The 24,245-nt window shown below is 72.0% G+C and carries 23 protein-coding genes; 17 read left to right on the top strand and 6 right to left on the bottom strand.

Annotated features, from left to right (window positions below):
- Positions 1–57: 57 nt before the first annotated feature.
- Positions 58–1,164: an alkene reductase gene (locus tag LCH29_RS10880; protein ID WP_446461489.1), complete on the top strand. Its 1,107-nt coding sequence runs from the start codon at positions 58–60 to the stop codon at positions 1,162–1,164.
- On the opposite strand, the gene LCH29_RS10885 is transcribed toward LCH29_RS10880, so the two are convergent.
- From LCH29_RS10885 to LCH29_RS10895, 3 genes are read right to left on the bottom strand one after another with little or no spacing between them, the layout of a single operon-like run.
- Positions 1,137–1,610: an OsmC family protein gene (locus LCH29_RS10885; protein WP_446461490.1), complete on the bottom strand. Its 474-nt coding sequence runs from the start codon at positions 1,608–1,610 to the stop codon at positions 1,137–1,139. The two genes, LCH29_RS10880 and LCH29_RS10885, sit on opposite strands and share 28 nt — an antisense overlap.
- Positions 1,611–1,656: 46 nt before the next feature.
- Positions 1,657–2,436, bottom strand: a complete 780-nt coding sequence (locus tag LCH29_RS10890) for a TIM barrel protein (RefSeq protein ID WP_446461491.1) — start codon at positions 2,434–2,436, stop codon at positions 1,657–1,659.
- Positions 2,433–3,476 (bottom strand): Gfo/Idh/MocA family oxidoreductase, encoded by a 1,044-nt coding sequence (locus LCH29_RS10895; RefSeq protein ID WP_446461492.1) that lies wholly within the window; start codon positions 3,474–3,476, stop codon positions 2,433–2,435. The genes LCH29_RS10890 and LCH29_RS10895 overlap by 4 nt, the downstream gene beginning before the upstream one ends.
- Before the next feature lie 156 nt (positions 3,477–3,632).
- Between LCH29_RS10895 and LCH29_RS10900 the strand changes: the two genes are divergently transcribed.
- The gene (locus LCH29_RS10900; protein ID WP_446461493.1) at positions 3,633–4,646 is read left to right on the top strand and encodes a LacI family DNA-binding transcriptional regulator; all 1,014 of its coding nucleotides are present in this window, start codon (positions 3,633–3,635) and stop codon (positions 4,644–4,646) included.
- Between the two features lie 205 nt (positions 4,647–4,851).
- Here LCH29_RS10900 and LCH29_RS10905 read toward each other — a convergent pair whose 3' ends face one another.
- The gene (locus LCH29_RS10905) at positions 4,852–5,772 is read right to left on the bottom strand and encodes a LysR substrate-binding domain-containing protein (RefSeq protein ID WP_446461494.1); all 921 of its coding nucleotides are present in this window, start codon (positions 5,770–5,772) and stop codon (positions 4,852–4,854) included.
- Positions 5,773–5,891: 119 nt separating this feature from the next.
- Here LCH29_RS10905 and LCH29_RS10910 point away from each other — a divergent pair, with 119 nt between their 5' ends.
- Positions 5,892–6,215, top strand: a complete 324-nt coding sequence (locus LCH29_RS10910; protein ID WP_009718717.1) for a DMT family transporter — start codon at positions 5,892–5,894, stop codon at positions 6,213–6,215.
- 46 nt (positions 6,216–6,261) lie between these two features.
- Here the strand turns inward: LCH29_RS10910 and LCH29_RS10915 are convergent, their stop codons facing one another.
- Positions 6,262–6,894, bottom strand: coding sequence for a TIGR03085 family metal-binding protein (locus LCH29_RS10915; RefSeq protein WP_446461495.1), 633 nt, complete (start codon positions 6,892–6,894; stop codon positions 6,262–6,264).
- Between the two features lie 67 nt (positions 6,895–6,961).
- Positions 6,962–7,567, bottom strand: coding sequence for a hypothetical protein (locus tag LCH29_RS10920; protein WP_446461496.1), 606 nt, complete (start codon positions 7,565–7,567; stop codon positions 6,962–6,964).
- A 363-nt stretch (positions 7,568–7,930) separates the two neighbouring features.
- Between LCH29_RS10920 and hisI the strand changes: the two genes are divergently transcribed.
- From hisI to LCH29_RS10990, 14 genes are all read left to right on the top strand, one after another.
- Positions 7,931–8,296, top strand: a complete 366-nt coding sequence (gene hisI / locus LCH29_RS10925; protein ID WP_123108148.1) for a phosphoribosyl-AMP cyclohydrolase — start codon at positions 7,931–7,933, stop codon at positions 8,294–8,296.
- Between the two features lie 50 nt (positions 8,297–8,346).
- Complete coding sequence (locus LCH29_RS10930; protein ID WP_446461497.1) at positions 8,347–9,858, top strand: anthranilate synthase component I; 1,512 nt, start codon at positions 8,347–8,349, stop codon at positions 9,856–9,858.
- A 240-nt stretch (positions 9,859–10,098) separates the two neighbouring features.
- Complete coding sequence (locus LCH29_RS10935) at positions 10,099–10,776, top strand: TIGR02234 family membrane protein (protein ID WP_446461498.1); 678 nt, start codon at positions 10,099–10,101, stop codon at positions 10,774–10,776.
- 148 nt (positions 10,777–10,924) lie between these two features.
- A complete protein-coding gene (locus tag LCH29_RS10940; protein WP_446461499.1) occupies positions 10,925–11,164 on the top strand; it encodes an HGxxPAAW family protein in 240 nt (79 codons plus the stop codon).
- Positions 11,165–11,286: 122 nt separating this feature from the next.
- Positions 11,287–11,700, top strand: coding sequence for a DUF2752 domain-containing protein (locus tag LCH29_RS10945; RefSeq protein WP_446461500.1), 414 nt, complete (start codon positions 11,287–11,289; stop codon positions 11,698–11,700).
- Between the two features lie 136 nt (positions 11,701–11,836).
- Complete coding sequence (gene trpC / locus LCH29_RS10950) at positions 11,837–12,646, top strand: indole-3-glycerol phosphate synthase TrpC (protein WP_446461501.1); 810 nt, start codon at positions 11,837–11,839, stop codon at positions 12,644–12,646.
- A 7-nt stretch (positions 12,647–12,653) separates the two neighbouring features.
- The gene (trpM, locus tag LCH29_RS10955) at positions 12,654–12,791 is read left to right on the top strand and encodes a tryptophan biosynthesis modulator TrpM (RefSeq protein ID WP_398300732.1); all 138 of its coding nucleotides are present in this window, start codon (positions 12,654–12,656) and stop codon (positions 12,789–12,791) included.
- A gap of 274 nt (positions 12,792–13,065) precedes the next feature.
- Positions 13,066–14,301, top strand: a complete 1,236-nt coding sequence (trpB, locus tag LCH29_RS10960; RefSeq protein ID WP_446461502.1) for a tryptophan synthase subunit beta — start codon at positions 13,066–13,068, stop codon at positions 14,299–14,301.
- Positions 14,301–15,116: a tryptophan synthase subunit alpha gene (gene trpA / locus LCH29_RS10965; RefSeq protein WP_123108396.1), complete on the top strand. Its 816-nt coding sequence runs from the start codon at positions 14,301–14,303 to the stop codon at positions 15,114–15,116. Before trpB ends, trpA begins: the two co-directional genes overlap by 1 nt.
- A 67-nt stretch (positions 15,117–15,183) precedes the next feature.
- Positions 15,184–15,960, top strand: coding sequence for a DsbA family protein (locus LCH29_RS10970; RefSeq protein WP_446461503.1), 777 nt, complete (start codon positions 15,184–15,186; stop codon positions 15,958–15,960).
- A gap of 72 nt (positions 15,961–16,032) precedes the next feature.
- The gene (gene lgt, locus LCH29_RS10975) at positions 16,033–16,980 is read left to right on the top strand and encodes a prolipoprotein diacylglyceryl transferase (RefSeq protein ID WP_446461504.1); all 948 of its coding nucleotides are present in this window, start codon (positions 16,033–16,035) and stop codon (positions 16,978–16,980) included.
- Between the two features lie 175 nt (positions 16,981–17,155).
- Positions 17,156–17,887 carry a VIT1/CCC1 transporter family protein gene (locus tag LCH29_RS10980; protein WP_446461505.1) on the top strand — a complete coding sequence of 244 codons (732 nt, stop codon included), beginning with the start codon at positions 17,156–17,158 and terminating at the stop codon, positions 17,885–17,887.
- Positions 17,888–18,189: 302 nt separating this feature from the next.
- The gene (gene gltB / locus LCH29_RS10985) at positions 18,190–22,737 is read left to right on the top strand and encodes a glutamate synthase large subunit (RefSeq protein WP_446461707.1); all 4,548 of its coding nucleotides are present in this window, start codon (positions 18,190–18,192) and stop codon (positions 22,735–22,737) included.
- Positions 22,730–24,190: a glutamate synthase subunit beta gene (locus LCH29_RS10990; RefSeq protein WP_446461506.1), complete on the top strand. Its 1,461-nt coding sequence runs from the start codon at positions 22,730–22,732 to the stop codon at positions 24,188–24,190. The genes gltB and LCH29_RS10990 overlap by 8 nt, the downstream gene beginning before the upstream one ends.
- Positions 24,191–24,245 lie beyond the last annotated feature (55 nt).

Genomic DNA, 24,245 nt, shown 5'->3' on the forward strand with positions numbered 1-24,245 from the left:
CTCGCACGCCGGTCCGGGCTTGAATCTGACACCAATGTGAACTTCTACGGTACCGGCATGACGAACGCACCAGCGATCACTTCCCTGTTCGAACCCGCCCGCCTCGGTGAACTCGACCTGCCCAACCGCCTGGTCATGGCGCCGATGACCCGTAACCGCGCCGCCGCCGACGGCGCACCGCTGCCGATCATGGACACCTACTACGCGCAGCGCGCCTCCGCCGGGCTGATCGTCGCCGAGGCCGCCACGCCCAACGCCGTCGGGCAGACCTACCCCAACATCACCGCGATCCACAACGACGCCCACGTCGCCGGATGGCGGCGCGTCACCGACGCGGTCCACGCCGCGGGCGGCCGCCCGATGTTCCTCCAGCTCCAGCACGGCGGCCGGGTCGGCCACCCCGACACCAGCGGACTGACCCCGCTGGCCCCCTCCCCGGTCCCGCTCCCGGAGACCATCTTCACCCCGGGCGGCCACCAGGAGGCCGTCGTGCCGCGCGAGATGACCACCGACGACATCCGCGCCACCATCGCCGACTTCGCCGCCGCCGCGCGCAACGCCCTCGACGCGGGCTTCGCCGGGGTGGAGGTGCACTCCGCCAACGGCTACCTCCTCCACCAGTTCCTCGCCCGGAACACCAACCGCCGCACCGACGCCTACGGCGGCCCGGCGAGCGGCCGCGTCCGCTTCGTGGCCGAGACGGTCCGCGCCGTCGCCGACGCGATAGGCCCCGAGCGGGTGGGCGTACGGATCTCCCCCCACTCCACCGTCAACGGCATCGAGGAGGGCGACACCGAGCTCATCTACCCCGCGCTCATCGAGGCGCTGGCGGACATCGCCCCGGCCTATGTGCACATCGTCCGCGCCGAACCGGACGACCCCGTCTTCCGGGAGATCCGCACGACATGGCCGGGCACACTGATCGCCAACCCCCACCTGCCCGGTGCCGCGATCCCCGCCGACGGCGGCCTCCGCCGGGCCACCCGCCTCCTGGCCGAGGGCGCCGACCTGATCGCCCTCGGCCGCCCCTTCCTGGCCAACCCCGACCTGGTGCACCGCCTGCGCACCGGCGCCCCGCTCAACCCGATCCGCGACGCGTACCTGATGTACGTGGGCGGCGAGACCGGCTACACCGACTACCCCACGCTGACCGTCGGCTCGTGACGGACGGGGAAGTTGACGGAGTTGGCGATGAAGCACGCCCGATGGGCATCGCCGTGCGCCGAACGCGCCCGCTCCACCATCCCCGCGTCCGCGACGGTGACCACCGGCCGCAGCACCACCTCGGTGAACCGCCCGCTGTGCCCGGCCTGCTCCTCCATGGTCCCGGTGGCGGCATCCTCGTACGCCGTGACCGTCACCCCGTCCCGGGCGCACACCGACAGATACGTCAGCATGTGGCACTGCGAGAGCGAGGCGAGGAGGAACTCCTCCGGGTTCCAGCGCTCCGGATCGCCCAGGAACGCCGGATCGGCGCTGCCCAGGAGGGTTGGCTTGCCCTCGGCGACGACATCGTGCCCCCGCCCGTAGCCCCGGTAGCCACTGCCGGTACCGGCTCCGGTGTTGCCGGTCCAGCGGACGGTGGTGCGGTAGGTGTGCTGACGGCCCATCGTTTCGACACTCCTCATAGACGGCAAGCCCTGCCAGCGGCGAAAGCTACCCCATGAATGCGGAGCGGAACCGCTCCAGGGCGGTGTCGGGGTCGTCGCGGGCCCAGGATTCGAGGCCCACGACGCCGGTGTAGCCGAGGTCGTGGAGGGCGGTGGCAATGGCGGGGTAGTGGATCTCGCCGGTGCCCGGTTCGCAGCGGCCGGGGACGTCGGCCACCTGGATCTCGCCGACGTACGGGAGGGCCCGGCCGAGGAGGTCGATGAGGTTTCCCTCGCCGATCTGGGCGTGGTAGAGGTCCAGGTTCAGCCGCAGGTGGGGGCTGTCGACGGCGCGGGCCAGGGCGAGGGTGTCGGCGGCGCGGGCGAAGGGGGTGCCCGGGTGGTCGACGGCGAGGTTGAGGTTTTCGAGGGTGAAGACGCGGTCCGCTTCCTCGCCGAGGGCCGCGATGCGGCGGAGGGTGTCGGCGGCGGTGAGCCACATCGCGGGCGTGACGGTCTCGACGGGGCGGACGGGGAGGCCCTTGCCGTCCAGGCCGGTGCCGTGGAGATTCAGGCGCGGGCAGTCCAATTGTGCGGCCACGTCGAGGGACGTGCGGGCCGAGGCGAGCAGGGCCTCGATGCCGTCGGGGTCGGTGAGGTCGCCGGTGAGGTAGCCGGTCATGGAGGAGAACGTGGCGCCGGTGGCGGCGAGGGCGTCGATGTCCTTGGTGGACCAGTCCCAGATCTCGACCTGGAAGCCCTGGTCGGCGATGCGCCGGACCCGTTCGGTGAACGGCAGGTCGAGGTGGAGCATTTCGGCGCTGGCGGCCAGGGTGAAGGGGCTCATACGGCGCTCACCTCGGCCGTCACATCGGCCAGGTTCACGGGGGCCGCGGTCTCGACGCTGCGGATGGCGGCCAGGGCGATGGACAGCGCCCGGCGGGCGTCGTGCCCGGTGACCGGGGGCGGCGTGCGGTGGCGGATCGCGTCGGCGAACGCGGTCAGCTCCGCGAGGTAGGCCGGGCGCAGGAGGTCCGTATCGCGCCGGGCGGTGTCGGCGTGCAGGCCGTCGGGGCCGTAGTAGGTCATGTCGGTGCTGCGGCCGCTTCCGGCCGTGACCATGCCGCCGGAGCCGAAGACCTCGGCGCGTACGTCGTAGCCGTACAGGGCGGAGAAGGACGCCTCGGCGGTGGCGATGGCGCCGTTGTCGAAACGGATCGTCACCACGGCGGTGTCGAGGTGGCCGTCCGCCTTGGCGTCGGGGCGGATCAGGGCGTCGGCGGTGGCGTGGACGCGGACCGGGGCGGCGCCGGGGTTGAGCCAGCACAGGGTGTCGAAGTCATGGATGAGGGTTTCGAGGAAGATCGTCCACTGCGGGATACGGGCCGGGTCGGCGGTGAACGGGCCCGGGTCGCGGGTGAGGGAGCGCAGCAGCTGCGGGGTGCCGGTCCGGCCGTCGTCGACCGCGGCGCGGGCGGCGGCGAATCCGGGGGCGAACCGGCGGTTGAACCCCACCTGGAGGACGACGCCCGCGTCGCGCGCGGCGGCGATGGCGCGGTCGGCGTCCGCCAGGGTCACCGCCATCGGCTTCTCCACGAAAACGTGCTTTCCGGCGGCCGCCGCCGCCACGACCAGGTCGGTGTGGGCCCGGGCGGGGGCGGTGATCAGCACCCCGTCGATGTCGTCCCGGCCGAGGACGGCGCCGGGGTCGGTGGTGGCGTACGGGGCGCCGAGGGAGGCCGCGAGGCGTTCCGCGGAGCCGGGCACCGGATCGGCGACGGCGGCCAGGGTGGCGCCGGGGACGTGCCGGGCCACGAGCCCGGCGTGGTTGCCGCCGATGCGGCCCGCGCCGATCGTGGCCAGCCGCACGGTGTCGGTGACGGTCATATGCGTAGCTCCCTGAGGCCTCGTACCGTGGAGAACTAGTACGTTCTAGTAACGCCCAGGACGGTAGAGCGAGAAGGGGGAGCCGGTCAAGAGATCGATATGCTCGGACGCGGATCGGCCGGGGCGGCAGGCAGGAGTCGGGCAGGAGTGACGGGAGTGACCGAGGAGACGGGCGGTACGCGGCCGACCATGGCCGACGTCGCACGGGCCGCCGGTATCTCCACCGCGCTGGTCTCGATCGTGATGCGCGGCGTACCGGGAGCCAGCGAGGCCACCCGCAAGCGCGTCCTGAAGATCGCCGACGAGATGGGGTACGTCCCCGACCAGCGCGCCCGCAAGCTGCGCCAGAGCAGTTCACGGCTGCTCGGCGTCACCTTCGAACTCCAGCAGCCCTTCCACGGCGACCTCGTGGAACAGATCTACGCCGCCGCCGCCCGCCGCGGCTACGACGTGACGCTCAGCGCCGTGGCGCCCAGCCGCGAGGAGTCCACCGCGGTCGGCGCCCTGCTGCGCGAGCGCTGCGAGGCGGCCATCCTGCTGGGCAGCCGGCTCGGTGCGGAGGAGCTGGCCCGGCTGGCCCGCCGGGGGCCGACGCTGCTGGTCGCCCGGCGCGCCGACGTCCCTGGCGTGGGCGTCGTACGCGGCGACGACAAGGCCGGGGTCGCGCTCGCCGTCGACCACCTCGCCGCCCTCGGCCACCGGCACATCGCGCACATCGACGGCGCCGGGGCGCCCGGCAGCTCCGACCGCCGCCTCGGCTTCCTGGAGGCCATGGGGCGGCACGGGCTCCAGGACTCGGCCGAGGTGCTGGCCGGTGGGCTCACCGAGGCCGCGGGGGCGCAGGGCATGCGCTATCTGCTGGCCCGCGAGACCCCGCCCACGGCCGTCGTCGCCTTCAACGACCGCTGCGCCACGGGCGTGCTGGACGTCCTCGGGCGGGAGGGCCACGCGGTTCCCGGGGAGATCTCGGTGGTCGGGTACGACGACTCGCGGCTGGCCAAGTTCCCGCATGTGCAGATGACGACGGTGTCGCAGGACGCGGCCCGGCTCGCGGAGGCCGCGGTGAGCGGGGCGCTGGATCTCGTCGCGGGCCGGGAGGCGTCCGAGAGCGTGTTCGCGCCGCACCTGGTGGAGCGCGCCACCACCGGCCCGGTCCCGGGGCTCCCGTAGCCCTCTAGAACGTACTAGGGGGTGTCCGCAAAGTCGCGTCGGATCAGCCCGCGGCGTCAGGGGGCACCTCCCAGCGGTAGCTGGGGGCGCGTGCGATCGCAAGGCGGAGGGTCTCCCGACAACGCAGCGAGAGGGGGCACCTCCCAGCGGTAGCTGGGGGAGCGTGCCAGGCGTCGCGGGCCCGACGGGACTTTGCGGACACCCCCTAGCCTCCCGGCTGGAGCGGCGGGTCCTCGATGTCCTGGCGGATCAGCCACTGGACGAACGTCCGCCCCTCCGGGGACATAGGGGCCTCGCCGTCGCCCTTCCGCTGGAGCAGATAGTGGGCCTGGCGCAGCGGCACCAGCCGGTCGTGGAGGACCACGAGACGGCCGTCGCGGACGGCGGCGCGCGCGAAGCGTTCGGGCACCAGGGCGCAGTGCAGCCCGGACGCGGCGAACTGGGTCGCCGCCACCGTCGTATCGAGCGTGATGGTGGCCTCCGCGCCCCGCGACGGCGGCGGCGTGTGCGGGAACAGCCGCTGCCACAGGTCGTCGTAGCCGATGACCTGGACCCGCGGCCGCTGCTCCAGGTCGGCGGGCCCGGTCAGCGGGCCGTACGCCGCCAGATGGGCGGGGGAGCCGACCACCACGGCCTGGTCCTCGTGCAGCAGATCGGCGGTGAATCCGGCCCAGCGGCCGTTGCCGTGACGTATCTCCAGATCCACCTCGTGCGGCGGGACCTCGTTGGCCCAGATCGCGGTCACCACCCGCAGGTCGATGTGCGGGTAGTCGTCGTGGAAGTCCTGGAGCCGGGGCACCAGCCAGGTCATGGCGTACGACACCTGCACCCGCACGGTCAGCCGCCCCCGCCCGGCCGGGCCGAACAGCCCGGTGGTGCCCGCCGACAGATCGTCGAACGCGCCCCGGACGGCGGGCAGATACGCCTGCCCCATCGGCGTCAGCCGGATGCTGCGCGCCTGGCGCTCGAACAGGGCGATCCCCAGGTGCGTCTCCAGCACCCGGATGCGCTGGCTGACCGCCGAGGCCGACAGGCCCAGCTCATCGGCGGCCGCCGCGATGCTGCCGAGCCGCGCGGTCGCCTCGTAGGCCAGCAGTCCGGGCAGTGGAGGGAGGGGCGTACGCACGGTCGGCGACGCTACGCGGGGCCCTCCGGCCGGGCAAGGGGCGAGCAACACATTTCGGGAGGCTCAGGCCCCCGTTGACAGGTTTGACGTGTACTTCTCGGCGCTCGGAGACTGTCGGCATGGCCTACCTCCTCCTTCTGGCCGCCATCACCGCCGAATTGATCGGCACCAGTCTCCTCAAATCCACCGCGGGCTTCTCCCGCCCCGGGCCCGCCCTGGCCTGCCTCGCCTCCTACGCGGTGGCGTGCTTCCTGCTGGCGCGGGCGATCCACGACGGGATGCAGGTCGGCGTGGGGTACGCGCTGTGGTCGGGCCTCGGCACGGCCCTCATCGTGGTGATCGGTCTGCTCTTCCTGGGCGAACCGCTCACCGCGGCGAAGGCGCTGGGCGTGGCCCTGGTGATCGGCGGCGTCATCACCCTCAACCTCGGCAGCACGCAGTGACGCCGTAGCCCGGGCGCCGTGGCTCAGCCGTGACTCAGCCCTGGCGTCAGACGCCGAGCGTGGCGTCCAGCGCCGCGGCCACCGCCCCCTTGTCGCCGTCCAGTTCGACCCGGGCCGCCTTCTGCCGCCCGTACAGGAACAGCGCCAGCTCGCCCGGCTCGCCGGTGACCGTGACCACCGGCACGCCGCGGTGGGCGACCGCCGTACGCCCGTCGGGGCGGCGCAGCACCAGCCCGACGGGAGACTTGCGGCCGAACACCCGCGCGACCCGCTCGGTACGGGACCACAGCGCGTCCGCGAAGACCGGGTCGATCTCGCGCGGCTTCCAGTCCGGGCGGGCGCGGCGGACGTCCTCGGCGTGGACGTAGAACTCGACGGTGTTGGCCGCCTCGTCCACCTGCTTCATCGCGAAGGGCGACATCCGCGGCGGGCCGGAGCGGAAGAGCTGCACCAGCTCCTCGTACGGCTTCGCGGCGAACTCGGCCTGCACCCGGGTCAGCCGCTGGGCCAGCGGCTTGATCACCAGGCCGCCGGCCGCGTCGGCGCGGCGCTCGCGCACCACCAGATGGGCCGCCAGGTCGCGGGTGGTCCAGCCCTCGCACAGCGTCGGGGCGTCGGGGCCCGCGTTCTCCAAGAGATCGGCGAGGAGCAGGCGTTCGCGCTTCGCGTGAGTGGACATACCGCCCACCCTACGGCCGACGCCCGCCGCCCGCCATGAGAAGCGCCCGCCCCGGGGCCCGGGGGCGCTACTCGGGTATCGGCTCGCGCAGCTTGGCGCCGTCCTTGCCCGTGCTCACCGTCAGCGCGCACGAGACCCGGTTCTTGCGGTGCTCCGTGTACGTGCCCAGGGCCGGGTAGAACGCGTAGTAGTAGTACTCCCGGCCGTCATTGGGGACGCTCTCCAGCCGCTTCTCCGCGTCCGTCGCGCACAGCGAGAGCGCCTTGCGCTGGATCGCCCGCTCGGAGGAGAAGTCCCCCTTCAGCCTCTCGTTGGTGATCACCTCGCCGTCGTGCGCGCGGTCGCACGAGCGCTTCTCGACCTTCCTCACGCTGCTGTCCATCGCCGGGTGGTCGAAGCAGGTGCCCGGCTCGAGCACGACGTACGGCATCCTGCGGTCGGACGGGGCGGACTCCGAGGCGTCGGGGGACGGGGCGGCCTGGTCGTCCCCGCCGCCCAGCGGTGCGCCCTGGCCCGGGTCCTCCGTACCGGCCGGAGCGGACGCGTCGCCCGACGGCGACGAGAGGGGGCGGTTCGCGGCGGAATGCGGGGCGTCGGACGCCTTGTCGCCGCCGTCGTCGTCCTGTGAGCCGAAGAAGGTCACGCCCGCGACCACCGCCAGGCCCACCGCCACGCCGGTCACGATCGCCGCGGCCCTGGACCGGCGGGGTGGCGGTCCACCCGGCGGCGGGGGAGGCGGGGGCGGTCCGGAACCGCCGCGGAGCGCGGGCGGACCGGGCTGTCCCGGGGCGGGATCGACGGGCGGCCCGAAGCCCCCCTGCGGTGGTTGCTGTGCTTGCTGTGGTTCCTGCTGCGGCTGCGGCGGTGGACCAAACCCCCCGCCGTTTCCAGGCCGGTTGTGGTCATGCGACGGCGACGGAAACGTCATGCCCGAAGCATGCCCCATCAGCCCCGTACCCCCACCATCGGGCCCGGCCATTTCGGCAGGCGATCGGCAGGCGAGAGGATCACCCTCCGGGACGTGCAGAATGGTCGCATGACCGGCTCCGATCGTCCCTCCGCCCTCGACCCGGCCATCGCCGCCCGCCTCAAGCGCGGCGCCGACGGCCTGGTCCCCGCCATCGCCCAGCAGTACGACACCGGCGAGGTGCTGATGCTCGGCTGGATGGACGACGAGGCGCTGCACCGCACCCTCACCACCGGCCGCTGCACCTACTGGAGCCGCAGCCGCCGGGAGTACTGGGTCAAGGGCGACACCTCGGGCCACACCCAGCAGGTCAAGTCCGTCGCGCTCGACTGCGACGGCGACACCGTGCTCGTCAAGGTCGACCAGGTCGGCGCCGCCTGCCACACCGGCGACCGCACCTGCTTCGACGCCGACGTCCTCCCCCTGGGCGAGTAGCCCCTTCGGACCGAAGACCGCCGGAAGACCGCCCACTAGGCTCCCCAGCCATGACCCAGGACGCTGCCACGATGGACCTCGAGACCTTCCGCAAGCTGGCGGCCGACCGCCGTGTCATCCCCGTCACCCGCAAGCTGCTCGCGGACGGCGACACCCCGGTGGGCCTCTACCGCAAACTCGCCGCCGAGCGCCCCGGCACCTTCCTGCTGGAGTCCGCCGAGAACGGCCGCTCCTGGTCCCGCTACTCCTTCGTCGGCGTCCGCAGCTCCGCCACCCTCACCGAGCGCGACGGCCGCACCCACTGGCTGGGCACCCCGCCGGTCGGCGTCCCCACCGAGGGCGACCCGCTCGCGGCCCTGCGCGCCACGGTCGAGACCCTGCACACCCCGCGTGACCTGGGCGGTCTCGTCCATCTGCCGCCCTTCACCGGTGGCATGGTCGGCTACCTCGGCTACGACGTCGTCCGCCGCCTGGAGAAGATCGGCGAGCACGGGCGCGACGACCTGCGGCTCCCCGAGCTGACCATGCTGCTCACCTCGGACCTCGCCGTGCTCGACCACTGGGACGGCACCGTGCTGCTGATCGCCAACGCGATCAACCACAACGACCTCGACACCGGCGTGGACGAGGCGTACGCGGACGCCGTGGCCCGGCTCGACGCGATGGCCGCCGACCTCGTACGACCCGTCCCCACCGACCCCACCGCGCTGCCGCCCTCCGAGGTGCCCGAGTACACCGCGCTGTGGGGCGGCCCGGACTTCATGACGGCCGTGGACGACATCAAGGAGCGCATCCGCGCGGGCGAGGCCTTCCAGGTCGTCCCCTCGCAGCGCTTCGAGACGCCCTGCTCGGCGAGCGCCCTCGACGTCTACCGGGTCCTGCGGGCCACCAACCCCAGCCCGTACATGTACCTCTTCCGCTTCGACGGCTTCGACGTGGTGGGCTCCAGCCCCGAGGCCCTGGTCAAGGTCGAGGACGGCAGCGCCATGCTGCACCCCATCGCGGGCACCCGGCCCCGCGGCGCCACCCCGCAGGAGGACGCCGCCCTCGCCGAGGAGCTGATGGCCGACCCCAAGGAGCGGGCCGAGCACCTGATGCTGGTCGACCTCGGCCGCAACGACCTGGGGCGGGTCTGCGAGCCCGGCAGCGTCGAGGTGGTCGACTTCATGTCGGTCGAGCGCTACAGCCACGTCATGCACATCGTGTCCACCGTCACCGGCAAGCTCGCCGAGGGGCGCACCGCGTTCGACGTCCTCACCGCCTGCTTCCCCGCGGGCACCCTCTCCGGCGCCCCCAAGCCGCGCGCGATGCAGATCATCGAGGAGCTGGAGCCGAGCCGCCGCGGGCTGTACGGCGGCTGCGTCGGCTACCTCGACTTCGCGGGCGACTCCGACACCGCCATCGCCATCCGCACCGCGCTGCTGCGCGACGGCACGGCCTACGTCCAGGCGGGCGCCGGTGTCGTCGCCGACTCCGACCCAGTGGCCGAGGACGCGGAGTGCCGCAACAAGGCGGCGGCGGTGCTGCGCGCGGTCCACGCGGCCAACCGCCTGGGGCGGTAGGGAGTGTCTTGTCGGTCAGGCCGGATCAGCGAGTGGCGTCAGGGGGCACCTCCCAGCGGTAGCTGGGGGAGGCGCGAGGGGGCACCGCCCAGCGGTAGCTGGAGCGGCTGATGTCACCGCGGCGTCGGGAGCCCGGCGTGATCGGCACGACACCCCCCTAGGCCCCGCGCGGGGCGGCCTGCGGCGGTCCCGCGCAGCCCACGGGCGGGCAGGTGTTCGGCGTGGGGGATAGTGGTAGGCGTGAGTGCAGCAGCCGTACCCCCGCCCCGGGCCGAGAACGAGCCCTCCGCCCCCGCCGCGCGCGGCCGCCGAGCGGCGCGCGGCAGCCTCGCCGTCGCGCTGCTGTGCGGTGCGCTGGGCGCGGCGCTCGTCCTGCTGGCCACCAGCCGCAAGTGGGCCGAGGGCACGGCCAGCGTCGCCCAGGGCTCCCTGCCGCAGAGCGCCAACGGCGACGACATCACCGGGCTGCCCGGCGCCCTCGCCGTCGTCGGTCTCGCCGCGCTCGTGGCCGTCTTCGCCGTACGCCGCGTCGGCCGCGTCGTCGTCTCCCTCCTCCTCGCCCTCAGCGGTACGGGCATCGTCATCAGCGCCGCGCTCGGCGCCACCGACAAGGCGGCGCTCAAGGAGAAGGCGTCCAAGGTGACCGGCGTGGCGGGCAGCGCCATCCACGACGTGTCGTACACGCCCTGGCCGTGGGTCGCCCTGGCGGGTGGCGTGCTGCTGCTGTGCGCGGGCGTGCTGGCGCTGGCGTACGGGCGCCACTGGCCCGCCATGTCCGGGCGGTACGAGCGGGCCGGGGCGGAAGGCCGGGGCGCCGGGCGCCGCACCGCGCGCGCCTCCGCGGCCCCCGACCCCGAGCGTCCCGAGGAGCTGTGGAAGGCCCTGGACCGGGGCGAGGACCCGACGGTTTCGCGGTAGTCGCGGGGGAAGCGCCGGGAGAAGCGCGAGGGGAGGCGACCCCCGCTCAAGGGCGGTTCCGGCATCGGGGACAATGGCGTGGGAGCTTCGCCCCGCGCGCCCGGACCAGGCCCGGACCAGGCGCTGTGTAGAGCTACGAGGAGAATTCATGTCCAACGCCCACGGGCACACCCCGGCCGCCTGGACCGGTGTCACCATCGCCTTCATCGGCTTCTGCGTCGCCGGAGCGTTCACCGTGCTGGCCAACCCGCTCGGCTTCTGGGCGGGCATCGTCATCGCTCTCCTCGGCGGTGTCGTCACGATGGCCATGCGCGCGGCCGGGCTCGGCGCCCCGAAGGCCAAGCCGCTGCGGATGGTGGGCGAGAAGCAGGTACAGCCCCAGGAGTGAGCCGAGTGAGCCGAGGCGCGGCGCGGGGCCGGTGCCGACGAGTTCGTACGGGCTGATCCGTACGGATCATCGGGCACGGCCCTGAGCTGCGCCTTCGTGGTTTCCCGGGGAGACTCGGCGGTGTGGTCCTGTCTCCCGCGGCGCGTCGGCTCCTCGCTCCCCTCGGCGTGCTCACCGGCGTGGCCGCCGCCTTCGCCTACGTCGGCGTCGTCGATCCCCATCAGCCCGGCCACTACCCCGTCTGCCCGCTGTTCCGGCTGACCGGCCTCTACTGCCCCGGATGCGGCGGGCTGCGCAGCGCCCACGCCCTGGCGCACGGCGAGCTGCTGCGGGCGCTGGGGGACAACGCCCTGGTCGTGGTGTGCGGCGGCGTGTTCTGTGTGGCGTGGGTGGTGTGGTGTGTCCGGGCTCTCGGCCGGCGGCACCGCCGCGGGGCGTGGGCCTGGCGGACGTGGCACGCCTGGGCGATCGGAGGCGCCGTCCTCGCCTTCACCCTCATCCGGAATTTCCCGTTCGGGGGACTACTGGCACCCTGACCGTTGTTGTGTATGACGTCGTCCAGGACCACTTGGTGGGACGCGGCGTCAACCGGATGCGGGACCTCGGTCCTTTGACAGCTACCATCGCATTCGACCAGAAGCTCCATCCCCGTCCCGGAAGGGGGCCGCTCGCGTGAGTGTGCTCGACGAGATCATCGACGGTGTCCGTGCCGACCTCGCGGAGCGGCAGGCGCGTGTCACCCTCGACGAGCTCAAGGAGCGGGCGGCCAAGGCCCAGCCGGCGAAGGACGGCGTGGCGGCGCTCAAGGGCGACAGCGTCAAGGTGATCTGCGAGGTCAAGCGGTCCAGCCCCTCCAAGGGCGCGCTCGCCGCGATCGCCGACCCGGCCGCGCTCGCCGCCGACTACGAGGCGGGCGGCGCATCGCTCATCAGCGTGCTCACCGAGCAGCGGCGCTTCGGCGGATCGCTGGCCGACCTGGAGGCCGTGCGGGCCAAGGTCGACATCCCGGTGCTGCGGAAGGACTTCATCGTCACGTCCTACCAGCTGTGGGAGGCGCGGGCGTACGGCGCCGACGTGGTGCTGCTGATCGTGGCCGCGCTGCCGCAGGAGGCACTGGTCTCGCTGATCGAGCGGGCCGAGTCGATCGGGCTGACCCCGCTGGTCGAGGTGCACGACGAGGAAGAGGTCGAGCGGGCCGTGGCCGCCGGGGCGCGGCTGATCGGCGTCAACGCGCGGAACCTGAAGACGCTCGAGGTGGACCGGGGGAACTTCGCGCGGGTCGCGCCGGAGATCCCGGACCACATCGTCAAGATCGCGGAATCGGGTGTGCGCGGACCGCACGACCTGATCGCCTACGCGAACGACGGCGCGGACGCGGTGCTGGTGGGGGAGGCCCTGGTGACGGGGCGCGACCCCAAGGGCGCGGTCGCCGATCTGGTGGCGGCCGGTGCGCATCCGGCGCTGCGGCACGGGCGGGACTGAGCGGACCATGGACGTGTACGCGCGCCTGGCGCGGGGGTGCCGCCCCCGGGGTTGCCGCGCACCCGCCCGGCGGGTGCGGGGGCGTCGCGTGCGCTACCACATCGGATGCGAGCCGGGGCAGGTCAACGGGCGCCGATGGCGTTGAGGGCGGCGGGGTGTCGCTGGGTGTGCCGGGGTTCGTTGCCGGTGCGCTGACGGTGCTTTTCGGGTGCGGGCCGGGCCTCCGGGGCGGGGCCCTGGACCGTCTATTTACGGCGCCGCCACCCGGAAGCGCGGAGTGAGCCGGAAGTCCACGGCGCCACACATACACGTGGTGTCCAGGACCCCACCCCTGCGACCCCGTCCCCTCCTGTCTCGTCGGCGGCCGTCCGCCGGTGGGACCCGGTTCGTCGTTCCCTCAAGACTTGCGGAGTGCTTCCATGTCCTCTGACTTCTTCATTCCGGACCCCGAGGGTCAGGTCCCCAGTACCGAGGGGTATTTCGGTGCGTTCGGCGGCAAGTTCATCCCCGAGGCGCTCGTCGCCGCGGTCGATGAGGTCGCCGCGGAGTACGACAAGGCCAAGGCCGATCCCGCCTTCGCGGCCGAGCTCGAGGATCTGCTGGTCAACTACACGGGGCGGCCGAGCGCCCTGACCGAGGTGCCGCGGTTCGCCGAGCACGCCGGGGGCGCGCGGATCTTCCTGAAGCGGGAGGACCTCAATCACACGGGGTCCCACAAAATCAACAACGTGCTGGGGCAGGCCCTGCTCACCAAGCGCATGGGCAAGACCCGGGTCATCGCCGAGACCGGCGCGGGCCAGCACGGGGTGGCGACGGCCACGGCGTGTGCGCTGTTCGGCCTCGAGTGCACGATCTACATGGGCGAGGTCGACACCCAGCGGCAGGCGCTCAACGTGGCGCGGATGCGGATGCTGGGCGCCGAGGTCGTCGCCGTGAAGTCGGGCAGTCGCACCTTGAAGGACGCGATCAACGAGGCGTTCCGCGACTGGGTCGCCAATGTGGACCGCACGCACTATCTGTTCGGCACGGTCGCCGGGCCGCACCCCTTCCCGGCGCTGGTGCGGGACTTCCACCGGGTGATCGGCGTGGAGGCGCGGCGGCAGATCCTGGAGCGGACCGGGCGGCTGCCGGACGCGGTGGCGGCGTGCGTGGGCGGAGGCTCCAATGCCATCGGGCTGTTCCACGCGTTCCTGGGGGACGAGAGCGTGCGGATCGTGGGCTTCGAGCCCGCGGGGCACGGGGTGGAGTCCGGCGAGCACGCCGCGACGTTGAGCCAGGGCGAGCCCGGGATCCTGCACGGGTCGCGCTCGTATGTGCTCCAGGACGAGGACGGGCAGATCACCGAGCCGTACTCGATCTCGGCCGGTCTCGACTACCCCGGGGTCGGTCCCGAGCACGCGTATCTGAAGGACGTCGGGCGGGCCGAGTACCGGGCCGTCACGGACGACGAGGCGATGCAGGCGCTGCGGCTGCTGTCGCAGAGCGAGGGCATCATCCCGGCCATCGAGAGCGCGCACGCGCTGGCCGGGGCGCTGGATCTCGGGCGGGAGCTGGGCGGGGGCGCCGTCATCGTCGTCAACCTCTCCGGGCGCGGCGACAAGGACATGGACACCGCGGCGCGGTATTTCGGGCTGTACGACGAGGGAGCCAAGTGATGGCCGGGAATCTGGAGCTGCTGGGGTCCGTCCTGGCCAAGGCCAAGGACGAGGGGCGCTCGGCGCTCGTCGGATATCTGCCCGCCGGTTTTCCGTCGATCGACGGCGGGGTCGCGGCGATGACCGCGATGATCGAGGGCGGCTGCGATGTGGTCGAGGTCGGTCTGCCGCACAGCGATCCGGTGCTGGACGGGCCGGTGATCCAGACCGCGGACGACATCGCCCTGCGGGGCGGGGTCCGGATCCGCGATGTGATCCGTACGGTCGGCGAGGTGCACGCGGCGACGGGTGCGCCGATCCTGTGCATGACCTACTGGAACCCCGTCGACCGCTACGGCGTCGAGCGGTTCGCCGCGGACCTGGCCGCGGTGGGCGGCGCCGGGTGCATCCTGCCGGACCTGCCGGTCGAGGAGTCCGAGGTGTGGCGGAAGGCCGCCGAGCAGCACGGGCTGGCCACGGTGTTCGTGGTCGCGCCGAGCAGCCGGGACGAGCGGCTGGCGAAGATCACGGCAGCGGGCAGCGGTTTCGTCTACGCCGCGTCCCTGATGGGCGTCACCGGAACGAGGGAATCGGTGGGACAGGAGGCGCGCGAGCTGGTCGCGCGCACCCGTGCGACCACCGCGCTGCCGGTGTGCGTGGGGCTCGGGGTGTCGAACCCCGCGCAGGCCGCCGAGGTCGCCGCGTTCGCGGACGGGGTCATCGTGGGGTCGGCCTTCGTGAAGCGGTTGCTGGACGCGGAGAGCCCGGAGGCCGGGCTGGACGGCGTGCGCCGGCTCGCGGGTGAGCTGGCGGAGGGCGTCAGGGCCGCGCGGTAGTAGCTCGTTCGAGGGAATACGGGGCGGAGGGGCTGAGCGGTGCCCCTCCGCCTCGTTAGGCGAGGGCGTGAGCCAGAAAAACCGTGTGGGTAAGCGCAGCGCCCGGGAGCGACTGCAAGAACAGCGCGAGAAGGACAAGGCGCGCGGCAAGCGAAAGCGGACGCTCGGCATGGTCGGGGCGGTGATCGCCGTCCTCGCGGTGGCCGGCGGGGTGGGCGTGTTCGCGACCAAGGCGAACCAGGACTCGGGGAAGTCGGGCAGCTCCGCCGAGCCGCCGCGGGGCGCGGTGGGCAAGGGCGATCTGGTCGTTCCGGCCGGGAAGCGCGGCGCTCCGGCCACGTTGACCGTGTACGAGGACTTCCGCTGCCCGGGCTGCAAGCAGTTCGAGGACGTCTTCCACAAGACCGTGAACCAGCTGGCGGACCGCGGTCGGATGCGGGTCGAATACCACCTCGTCGCCATCATCGACGGCAATCTGGGCGGCACCGGCTCGGTGCGCGCGGCCAACGCCGCCGCGTGCGCCCAGGACGCGGGGAAGTTCCGGGCGTACCACGACGTCCTGTACCGGCATCAGCCGGAGGAGACCCGGGACGCGTACGCGAAGAACGCCCGGCTGATCCGGCTGGCGGACAAGGTCCCGGGACTGAACACGGCGGCGTTCCGGACGTGCGTCGAGGACGGTCGGCACGACGGGTGGGTCAGGAAGGCCCACGCCGACTTCAACCGTTCCGGTTTCGCCTCGACCCCGACCGTATTGCTCGACGGGAAGTCGATTTACGGTCCGGACACCCCGCTGTCGCCCAACAAGCTGAAGCGCATGGTGGCCGCGGCGGCGAGGGGCTGAGACCCGTTATCCACACGTTGTGCCGGGCAGGTTGCCGCATTGACCGCCCGGCACGGTAGCGTCGACCCTGTCATGGAACTCGCTTACATTCCCAGCCCGTCTTCCGGCGTGATCTACCTCGGTCCGATCCCGCTGCGCGGCTACGCGTTCTGCATCATCATCGGCGTTTTCGTCGCCGTCTGGCTCGGTGGGCGGCGCTGGGTCGCCCGCGGCGGCCAGGTCGGCACCGTTGCCGACATCGCCGTGTGGGCGGTGCCCTTCGGACTGGTGGGAGGGCGGCTCTACCACGTCATCACCGACTACCAGCTGTACTTCACGGACGGCAAGAACTGGGTCGACGCCTTCAAGATCTGGCAGGGCGGCCTGGGAATCTGGGGAGCCGTGGCGCTGGGCGCGCTGGGGGCCTGGATCGGCTGCCGCCGCCGGGGGATCCCGCTCCCGGCGTACGCGGACGCCATCGCTCCCGGGATCGCCCTGGCCCAGGCGATCGGCCGCTGGGGAAACTGGTTCAACCAGGAGCTGTACGGCAAGGCGACCACCCTGCCGTGGGCGCTGAAGATCGACGCCGACCCGGACACCGGGCGCGTCGCCGGCACGTACCACCCGACCTTCCTCTACGAGTCGCTGTGGTGCATCGGCGTGGCGCTGCTGGTGATCTGGGCGGACCGCCGCTTCACGCTGGGGCATGGCCGGGCGTTTGCCCTCTATGTGGCCGCGTACACCGTGGGCCGCGGCTGGATCGAGGCCCTGCGGGTGGACGACGCCCACCACATCCTGGGCCTGCGGCTCAACGACTGGACGTCGATCGTCGTCTTCGCGGCGGCGGTGGCGTACCTGGTGATCTCCGCGAAGAAGGCCCCGGGCCGGGAAGAGGTCGTCGAGCCCGCGGCGGTGGAGGACGGCGCGGCCGAGGAGGACGCTCCGGCCGAGGAGGACGCCCCGGCCGGGAAGGACACGAAGGCGAAGGCTCCCGCCGAGGCCGAGGCTCCCGCCGAGGCGAAGGCCACCGAGCAACCCTGACGCCTGCGCCAAGAGGCCGCCGAACCTTCGGGTTTCGGCGGCCTTTTTACGTTTCCCCAGGTCAGGGCGGTAAGTTTGGCCTTCCTTGCTGGCGGGACAGGGGATCGCGTGTCTACCTTCGAGCTATTGGGGTGCGGGCGGCAGGTCCGCGCCCGTGAAGGGAGCACGACAGCGCATGTCCGTCATCGACACCGTTCAGCCACCGCATATCGCCCACCGCGACAACCACACCCACCGCGATGTGAACGGCGGCTGGCTGCGCCCGGCCGTCTTCGGGGCCATGGACGGGCTGGTCTCCAACCTGGCGCTGATGACCGGCGTCGCGGGCGGGGCCGTCGACCGGCAGACCATCGTGATCACTGGGCTGGCGGGGCTCGCCGCCGGTGCGTTCTCGATGGCGGCCGGTGAGTACACCTCCGTCGCCTCCCAGCGCGAGCTGGTCGAGGCCGAGCTGGAGGTCGAGCGGCGGGAGCTGCGCAAACACCCGGCGGACGAGATGGCGGAGCTGGCGGCGCTGTACGAGTCGCGGGGCGTGAAGCCGAAGCTGGCCCGCGAGGTGGCCGCGCAGCTGTCGAAGGACCCGGAGCAGGCGCTGGAGATACACGCCCGCGAGGAGCTGGGCATCGACCCGGACGATCTGCCGTCGCCGCTGGTCGCCGCGGTGTCCTCGTTCGGCTCGTTCGCGCTGGGCGCGCTGCTGCCGGTGCTGCCGTACCTGCTGGGCGCGGTGGCGCTGTGGCCGGCGGTGGTGCTGGCGCTGCTCGGGCTGTTCGCATGCGGTGCGGTGGTGGCCCGGGTGACGGCCCGGCCGTGGTGGTACAGCGGGCTGCGGCAGCTCGCGCTGGGCGGGGCGGCGGCGGGTGTGACCTACGCCCTGGGCACGTTCTTCGGCACGGCCGTAGGCTGACCCCTCACCGACCTCTCATACGAGTAACCGTATAACTACGCTGTTACTCGACGGTTTCGATCCATTAACCAGCGGGCATAAAGCCGAAGCGCTCGGGCAGTGTGGCCCGTCTCGCGCCGGGGCGACGGTGGTCGTTTCAGACCCCATCGCCCGACTCGCCCCGTGCAGGGGTGTCCGCATGGTGAAACGGAATATCCACTTCCCGAGAACCGACTCATCATGTAACCTGCACGAAATTCTCGCGGAGGGCCAACGTCGTCCCTCGGCACACGCAAAATGCCATGACGACGACGGGAGAGCCGATGCGTTCCGCATCCCACCCCGCCCGCCAGGGGATGTACGACCCGCGCAATGAGCACGACGCCTGTGGCGTCGGCTTTGTGGCGACCCTCACCGGCGAGGCCAGCCACGAGCTCGTTGAGCAGGCTCTCACCGTGCTACGGAACCTGGAGCACCGTGGAGCCACCGGCTCCGAGCCCGACTCGGGTGACGGCGCGGGCATCCTCGTGCAGGTTCCGGACGCCTTCCTGCGGGACGTGACCGACTTCGATCTTCCCGAGGCCGGTTCGTATGCCGTGGGTATCGGGTTCCTGCCCGAGGCGGCGGGTGACGAGGCCGCGGAGCACATCGAGCGGATCGCCGCCGAGGAGGAGCTGACCGTCCTCGGCTGGCGCGAGGTGCCGGTCGCGCCGGAGCTGCTGGGCAACGGCGCGCGCACCACCATGCCCGCCTTCCGCCAGCTCTTCGTCGCGGACGGCACCAGCAGCGGGCTGGCCCTGGACCGCAAGGCGTTCGTGCTGCGCAAGCGCGCCGAGCGCGAGGCCGACGTGTACTTCCCGTCGCTGTCCTCCCGCACCGTGGTGTACAAGGGCATGCTGACCACCGGCCAGCTGGAGCCGTTCTTCCCGGATCTGTCCGACCGCCGTTTCGCCACGGCCATCGCGCTGGTCCACTCCCGGTTCTCCACGAACACCTTCCCGAGCTGGCCGCTGGCCCACCCGTACCGCTTCGTCGCCCACAACGGTGAGATCAACACCGTCCAGGGCAACCGCAACTGGATGCGGGCACGCGAATCCCAGCTGGTCAGCGACCTGTTCGGGGAGAAGGGCCTGGACCGGATCTTCCCGCTCTGCACCCCGGACGCCTCCGACTCGGCGACCTTCGACGAGGTCCTGGAGCTGCTGCACCTGGGCGGCCGCTCGCTGCCGCACTCGGTGCTGATGATGGTCCCCGAGGCGTGGGAGAACCACCCCTCGATGGACCCGGCCCGGCGCGCCTTCTACCAGTACCACTCCACGATGATGGAGCCCTGGGACGGCCCGGCCTGTGTCACCTTCACCGACGGCACCCAGGTCGGCGCCGTGCTGGACCGCAACGGTCTGCGGCCGGGGCGCTACTGGGTCACCGACGACGGGCTGGTCGTGCTGTCCTCCGAGGTCGGCGTCCTGGACATCGACCCGTCCAAGGTGGTCCGCAAGGGCCGGCTCCAGCCGGGCCGGATGTTCCTGGTGGACACCGCCGAACACCGGATCATCGAGGACGACGAGATCAAGGCCGAGCTGGCCGGCGAGCAGCCGTACGGCGACTGGCTGGAGGCCGGGCTGATCGACCTGGCGGACCTGCCCGAGCGCGAGCACATCGTGCACACCCACGCCTCGGTCACCCGCCGCCAGCAGACCTTCGGCTACACCGAGGAGGAGCTGCGGGTCCTGCTCGCGCCGATGGCCAAGGCCGGTGCCGAGCCGATCGGCTCGATGGGCACGGACTCGCCGATCGCCGCCCTCTCGGAGCGGCCGCGGCTGCTGTTCGACTACTTCACCCAGCTGTTCGCGCAGGTCACCAACCCGCCGCTGGACGCGATCCGCGAGGAGCTGGTCACCTCGCTGATCTCCTCGCTGGGCCCGCAGGGCAATCTGCTGGAGCCGACCGCGGCCTCCTGCCGCAGCGTCACCCTGCCCTTCCCGGTGATCGACAACGATGAGCTGGCCAAGCTCATCCACATCAACGCCGACGGCGACATGCCGGGCCTGAAGGCCGCCAACCTCTCCGGTCTGTACCGGGTGAGCGGCGGTGGCGACGCGCTCGCCGCGCGGCTGGCCGAGATCTGCGCCGAGGCGGACGCCGCCATCGAGGACGGCGCCCGGCTGATCGTGCTCTCCGACCGGCACTCGGACGCCGAGCACGCGCCGATCCCCTCGCTGCTGCTCACCTCCGCCGTCCACCACCACCTCATCGGCACCAAGCAGCGCACCCAGGTGGGGCTGCTGGTCGAGGCGGGCGACGTGCGCGAGGTGCACCATGTCGCGCTGCTCATCGGCTACGGTGCCGCGGCCGTCAACCCGTACCTGGCGATGGAGTCGGTCGAGGACCTGGTCCGGGCCGGTACGTTCCTGCCCGGCATGGAGTCCGAGACCGCGATCAAGAACCTGATCAAGGCGCTCGGCAAGGGCGTCCTGAAGGTGATGTCCAAGATGGGCATCTCCACCGTGGCCTCCTACCGCGGCGCCCAGGTCTTCGAGGCCGTCGGCCTGGACGAGTCCTTCGTGGACGCCTACTTCCACGGCACCGCCACCAAGATCGGCGGCGCGGGCCTGGACGTCGTCGCCAAGGAGGTCGCCGCCCGGCACGCCAAGGCGTACCCGGCCAGCGGCATCCCCTCCGCGCACCGCGCGCTGGACATCGGCGGCGAGTACCAGTGGCGCCGCGAGGGCGAGCCGCACCTGTTCGACCCGGAGACGGTCTTCCGGCTCCAGCACTCCACCCGCTCGCGCCGCTACGACATCTTCAAGAAGTACACCGAGCGGGTGAACGAGCAGTCCGAGCGGCTGATGACGCTGCGCGGCCTGTTCTCCTTCAAGGACGGCGACCGGCCCTCGATCCCGATCGAGGAGGTCGAGCCGGTCAGCGAGATCGTGAAGCGGTTCTCGACCGGCGCCATGTCGTACGGCTCCATCTCCCAGGAGGCGCACGAGACCCTGGCCATCGCCATGAACCAGCTGGGCGGCAAGTCCAACACCGGTGAGGGCGGCGAGGACTCGGAGCGGCTGCACGACCCGACGCGGCGCTCCTCCATCAAGCAGGTCGCCTCCGGCCGCTTCGGCGTGACCAGCGAATACCTGGTCAACTCCGATGACATCCAGATCAAGATGGCGCAGGGCGCCAAGCCCGGCGAGGGCGGCCAGCTCCCCGGCCACAAGGTGTACCCGTGGGTGGCGAAGACCCGGCACTCGACGCCCGGCGTCGGCCTGATCTCCCCGCCGCCGCACCACGACATCTACTCCATCGAGGACCTCGCCCAGCTGATCCACGACCTGAAGAACGCCAACCCGAAGGCGCGCATTCACGTCAAGCTGGTCTCCGAGGTCGGCGTCGGCACCGTCGCCGCGGGCGTCTCCAAGGCGCACGCCGACGTGGTGCTGATCTCCGGCCACGACGGCGGCACCGGCGCCTCGCCGCTCACCTCGCTCAAGCACGCGGGCGGCCCCTGGGAGCTGGGCCTCGCCGAGACCCAGCAGACGCTGCTGCTCAACGGGCTGCGCGACCGCATCGTCGTGCAGACCGACGGCCAGCTGAAGACCGGCCGCGACGTGGTGATCGCCGCACTGCTCGGCGCCGAGGAGTTCGGCTTCGCGACCGCGCCGCTGGTCGTCTCCGGCTGCGTGATGATGCGCGTGTGCCACCTGGACACCTGCCCGGTCGGCATCGCCACCCAGAACCCGGTGCTGCGCGAGCGCTACAACGGCCAGGCCGAGTTCGTGGTGAACTTCTTCCAGTTCATCGCCGAGGAGGTCCGCGAGCTCCTCGCCGAGCTGGGCTTCCGCACGCTGGACGAGGCCATCGGCCACGCCGAGCTGCTGGACACCAGCCAGGCCGTTCAGCACTGGAAGGCGCAGGGCCTGGACCTCGGCCCGCTGCTGCACGTCCCCGAGCTGCCGGACGGCGCCGTCCGGCACCAGGTGATCGAGCAGGACCACGGCCTGGCGAAGGCCCTGGACAACGAGCTGATCAAGCTCGCGGCGGACGCGCTGAACGCGGACTCCGCCGAGGCCGCCCAGCCGGTCCGCGCCCAGGTCGCCATCCGCAACATCAACCGGACCGTCGGCACCATGCTCGGCCACGAGGTGACCCGGAAGTTCGGCGGCGCCGGCCTGCCGGACGACACCATCGACATCACCTTCACCGGCTCGGCCGGACAGTCCTTCGGCGCGTTCCTGCCCCGCGGCATCACGCTGCGGCTGGAGGGCGACGCCAACGACTACGTCGGCAAGGGCCTGTCCGGCGGCCGAGTGATCGTCCGCCCGGACCGGGGCGCCGACCACCTGGCCGAGTACTCGACCATCGCGGGCAACACCCTCGCGTACGGTGCGACCGGCGGCGAGATGTACCTGCGCGGCAAGGTCGGCGAGCGGTTCTGCGTCCGCAACTCGGGCGCGACCGTGGTCTCCGAGGGCGTGGGCGACCACGGTTGCGAGTACATGACCGGTGGCCAGGCGGTCGTCCTCGGCCCGACCGGGCGCAACTTCGCGGCCGGCATGTCCGGTGGCATCGCGTACGTCATCGACCTCGACCGGGACAACGTCAACGTCGAGCTCCGCGACGCCGTTTCCGGCGAGCTGGACGACACCGACAAGCAGGCGCTGCACGACGCTGTGCGCCGCCACCAGGAGGAGACCGGTTCCACCGTCGCGGCCGCGCTGCTCGCCGACTGGGACCGCGCCCTCGCCCGCTTCAGCAAGATCATCCCCGCTACGTACCAGGCCGTGCTCGCCGCCAAGGACGCCGCCGAGCGAGCCGGACTCTCCGAGTCCGAGACCCACGAGAAGATGATGGAGGCGGCGACCAATGGCTGACCCCAAGGGCTTCCTGACCACCGACCGCGAGGTGGCCAAGACCCGTCCGGTGGACGAGCGGGTCAAGGACTGGAACGAGGTCTACGTCCCCGGCTCGCTGCTGCCGATCATCAGCAAGCAGGCCGGCCGGTGCATGGACTGCGGCATCCCGTTCTGCCACAACGGCTGTCCGCTCGGAAACCTCATCCCCGAGTGGAACGACTACGCCTACCGCGAGGACTGGCGGGAGGCCAGCGAGCGGCTGCACGCGACCAACAACTTCCCGGAGTTCACCGGGCGACTGTGCCCCGCCCCGTGCGAGTCGGCGTGTGTCCTCGGCATCAACCAGCCCGCGGTGACCATCAAGAACGTCGAGGTCACCATCATCGACAAGGCGTGGGACGCGGGCGACGTCACCCCGCAGCCCCCCGAGCGGCTCAGCGGCAAGACCGTCGCCGTCATCGGCTCGGGCCCGGCGGGGCTCGCCGCCGCCCAGCAGCTGACCCGCGCCGGACACACGGTCGCTGTGTACGAGCGGGCCGACCGCATCGGCGGGCTGCTGCGCTACGGCATCCCCGAGTTCAAGATGGAGAAGCGCCACATCAACCGCCGCATCGAGCAGATGCGCGCGGAGGGCACCAAGTTCCGCACCGAGACGGAGATCGGGCGCGACATCGACGCGGCCAAGCTGCGCAAGCGGTACGACGCGGTCGTCATCGCGGCAGGTGCCACCACCTCCCGCGACCTGCCCGTCCCGGGCCGCGAGCTGAACGGCATCCACTTCGCGATGGAGTACCTGCCGCTCGCCAACAAGGTGCAGGAGGGCGACCTGACGGCGTCCCCCATCACCGCCGAGGGCAAGCACGTCGTGGTGATCGGCGGCGGTGACACCGGCGCCGACTGCGTCGGCACCGCCCACCGGCAGGGCGCCGCCTCCGTCACCCAGCTGGAGATCATGCCCAAGCCGGGCGAGGAGCGCAGCGAGGGCCAGCCCTGGCCCACCTTCCCGATGCTCTACAAGGTCACCTCGGCCCACGAGGAGGGCGGCGAGCGGATCTACTCCGTCTCCACCACCCACTTCGAGGGCGACGAGGACGGCAACGTCCAGTGGCTGCACCTGATCGAGGTGGAGTTCAAGGACGGCAAGCTGGAGCAGAAGCCGGGCACCGAGCGGAAGATCCCGGCCCAGCTGGTCACCCTGGCCATGGGCTTCACCGGCACCGATCGGGAGAACGGCCTCGTCGAGCAGTTCGGCCTGGAGCTGGACGAGCGCGGCAACGTCGCGCGCGACGCCGACTTCGCGACCAACGTGGACGGCGTCTTCGTCGCCGGTGACGCGGGCCGCGGCCAGTCGCTGATCGTCTGGGCCATCGCCGAGGGCCGCTCCGCGGCGCGCGGCGTGGACCGCTACCTGGCCGGGGCCAGCGCCCTGCCCGCCCCGATCCGCCCCACCGACCGGGCCCTCATGGTCTGACCCCGAGGTCTGACCCGCATGGACTGACGGTCCTCGAGTCTCCGCCCGTACAACG

The organism is Streptomyces sp. BRA346, from assembly GCF_052851135.1.

Coding starts and splice junctions, on each gene's coding strand:
- LCH29_RS10890 (WP_446461491.1), bottom strand. CDS start 2,436: ATGAGCCCCTTCACCCTGGCCGCCAGCGCCGAAATGCTCCACCTCGAC.
- lgt (WP_446461504.1), top strand. CDS start 16,033: ATGGAACTCGCTTACATTCCCAGCCCGTCTTCCGGCGTGATCTACCTC.
- LCH29_RS10910 (WP_009718717.1), top strand. CDS start 5,892: ATGGCCTACCTCCTCCTTCTGGCCGCCATCACCGCCGAATTGATCGGC.
- LCH29_RS10930 (WP_446461497.1), top strand. CDS start 8,347: ATGACCCAGGACGCTGCCACGATGGACCTCGAGACCTTCCGCAAGCTG.
- gltB (WP_446461707.1), top strand. CDS start 18,190: ATGCGTTCCGCATCCCACCCCGCCCGCCAGGGGATGTACGACCCGCGC.
- trpB (WP_446461502.1), top strand. CDS start 13,066: ATGTCCTCTGACTTCTTCATTCCGGACCCCGAGGGTCAGGTCCCCAGT.
- LCH29_RS10940 (WP_446461499.1), top strand. CDS start 10,925: ATGTCCAACGCCCACGGGCACACCCCGGCCGCCTGGACCGGTGTCACC.
- LCH29_RS10895 (WP_446461492.1), bottom strand. CDS start 3,476: ATGACCGTCACCGACACCGTGCGGCTGGCCACGATCGGCGCGGGCCGC.
- LCH29_RS10915 (WP_446461495.1), bottom strand. CDS start 6,894: ATGTCCACTCACGCGAAGCGCGAACGCCTGCTCCTCGCCGATCTCTTG.
- trpM (WP_398300732.1), top strand. CDS start 12,654: ATGGACGTGTACGCGCGCCTGGCGCGGGGGTGCCGCCCCCGGGGTTGC.
- LCH29_RS10880 (WP_446461489.1), top strand. CDS start 58: ATGACGAACGCACCAGCGATCACTTCCCTGTTCGAACCCGCCCGCCTC.
- LCH29_RS10990 (WP_446461506.1), top strand. CDS start 22,730: ATGGCTGACCCCAAGGGCTTCCTGACCACCGACCGCGAGGTGGCCAAG.
- hisI (WP_123108148.1), top strand. CDS start 7,931: ATGACCGGCTCCGATCGTCCCTCCGCCCTCGACCCGGCCATCGCCGCC.
- LCH29_RS10885 (WP_446461490.1), bottom strand. CDS start 1,610: ATGGGCCGTCAGCACACCTACCGCACCACCGTCCGCTGGACCGGCAAC.
- trpA (WP_123108396.1), top strand. CDS start 14,301: ATGGCCGGGAATCTGGAGCTGCTGGGGTCCGTCCTGGCCAAGGCCAAG.
- LCH29_RS10980 (WP_446461505.1), top strand. CDS start 17,156: ATGTCCGTCATCGACACCGTTCAGCCACCGCATATCGCCCACCGCGAC.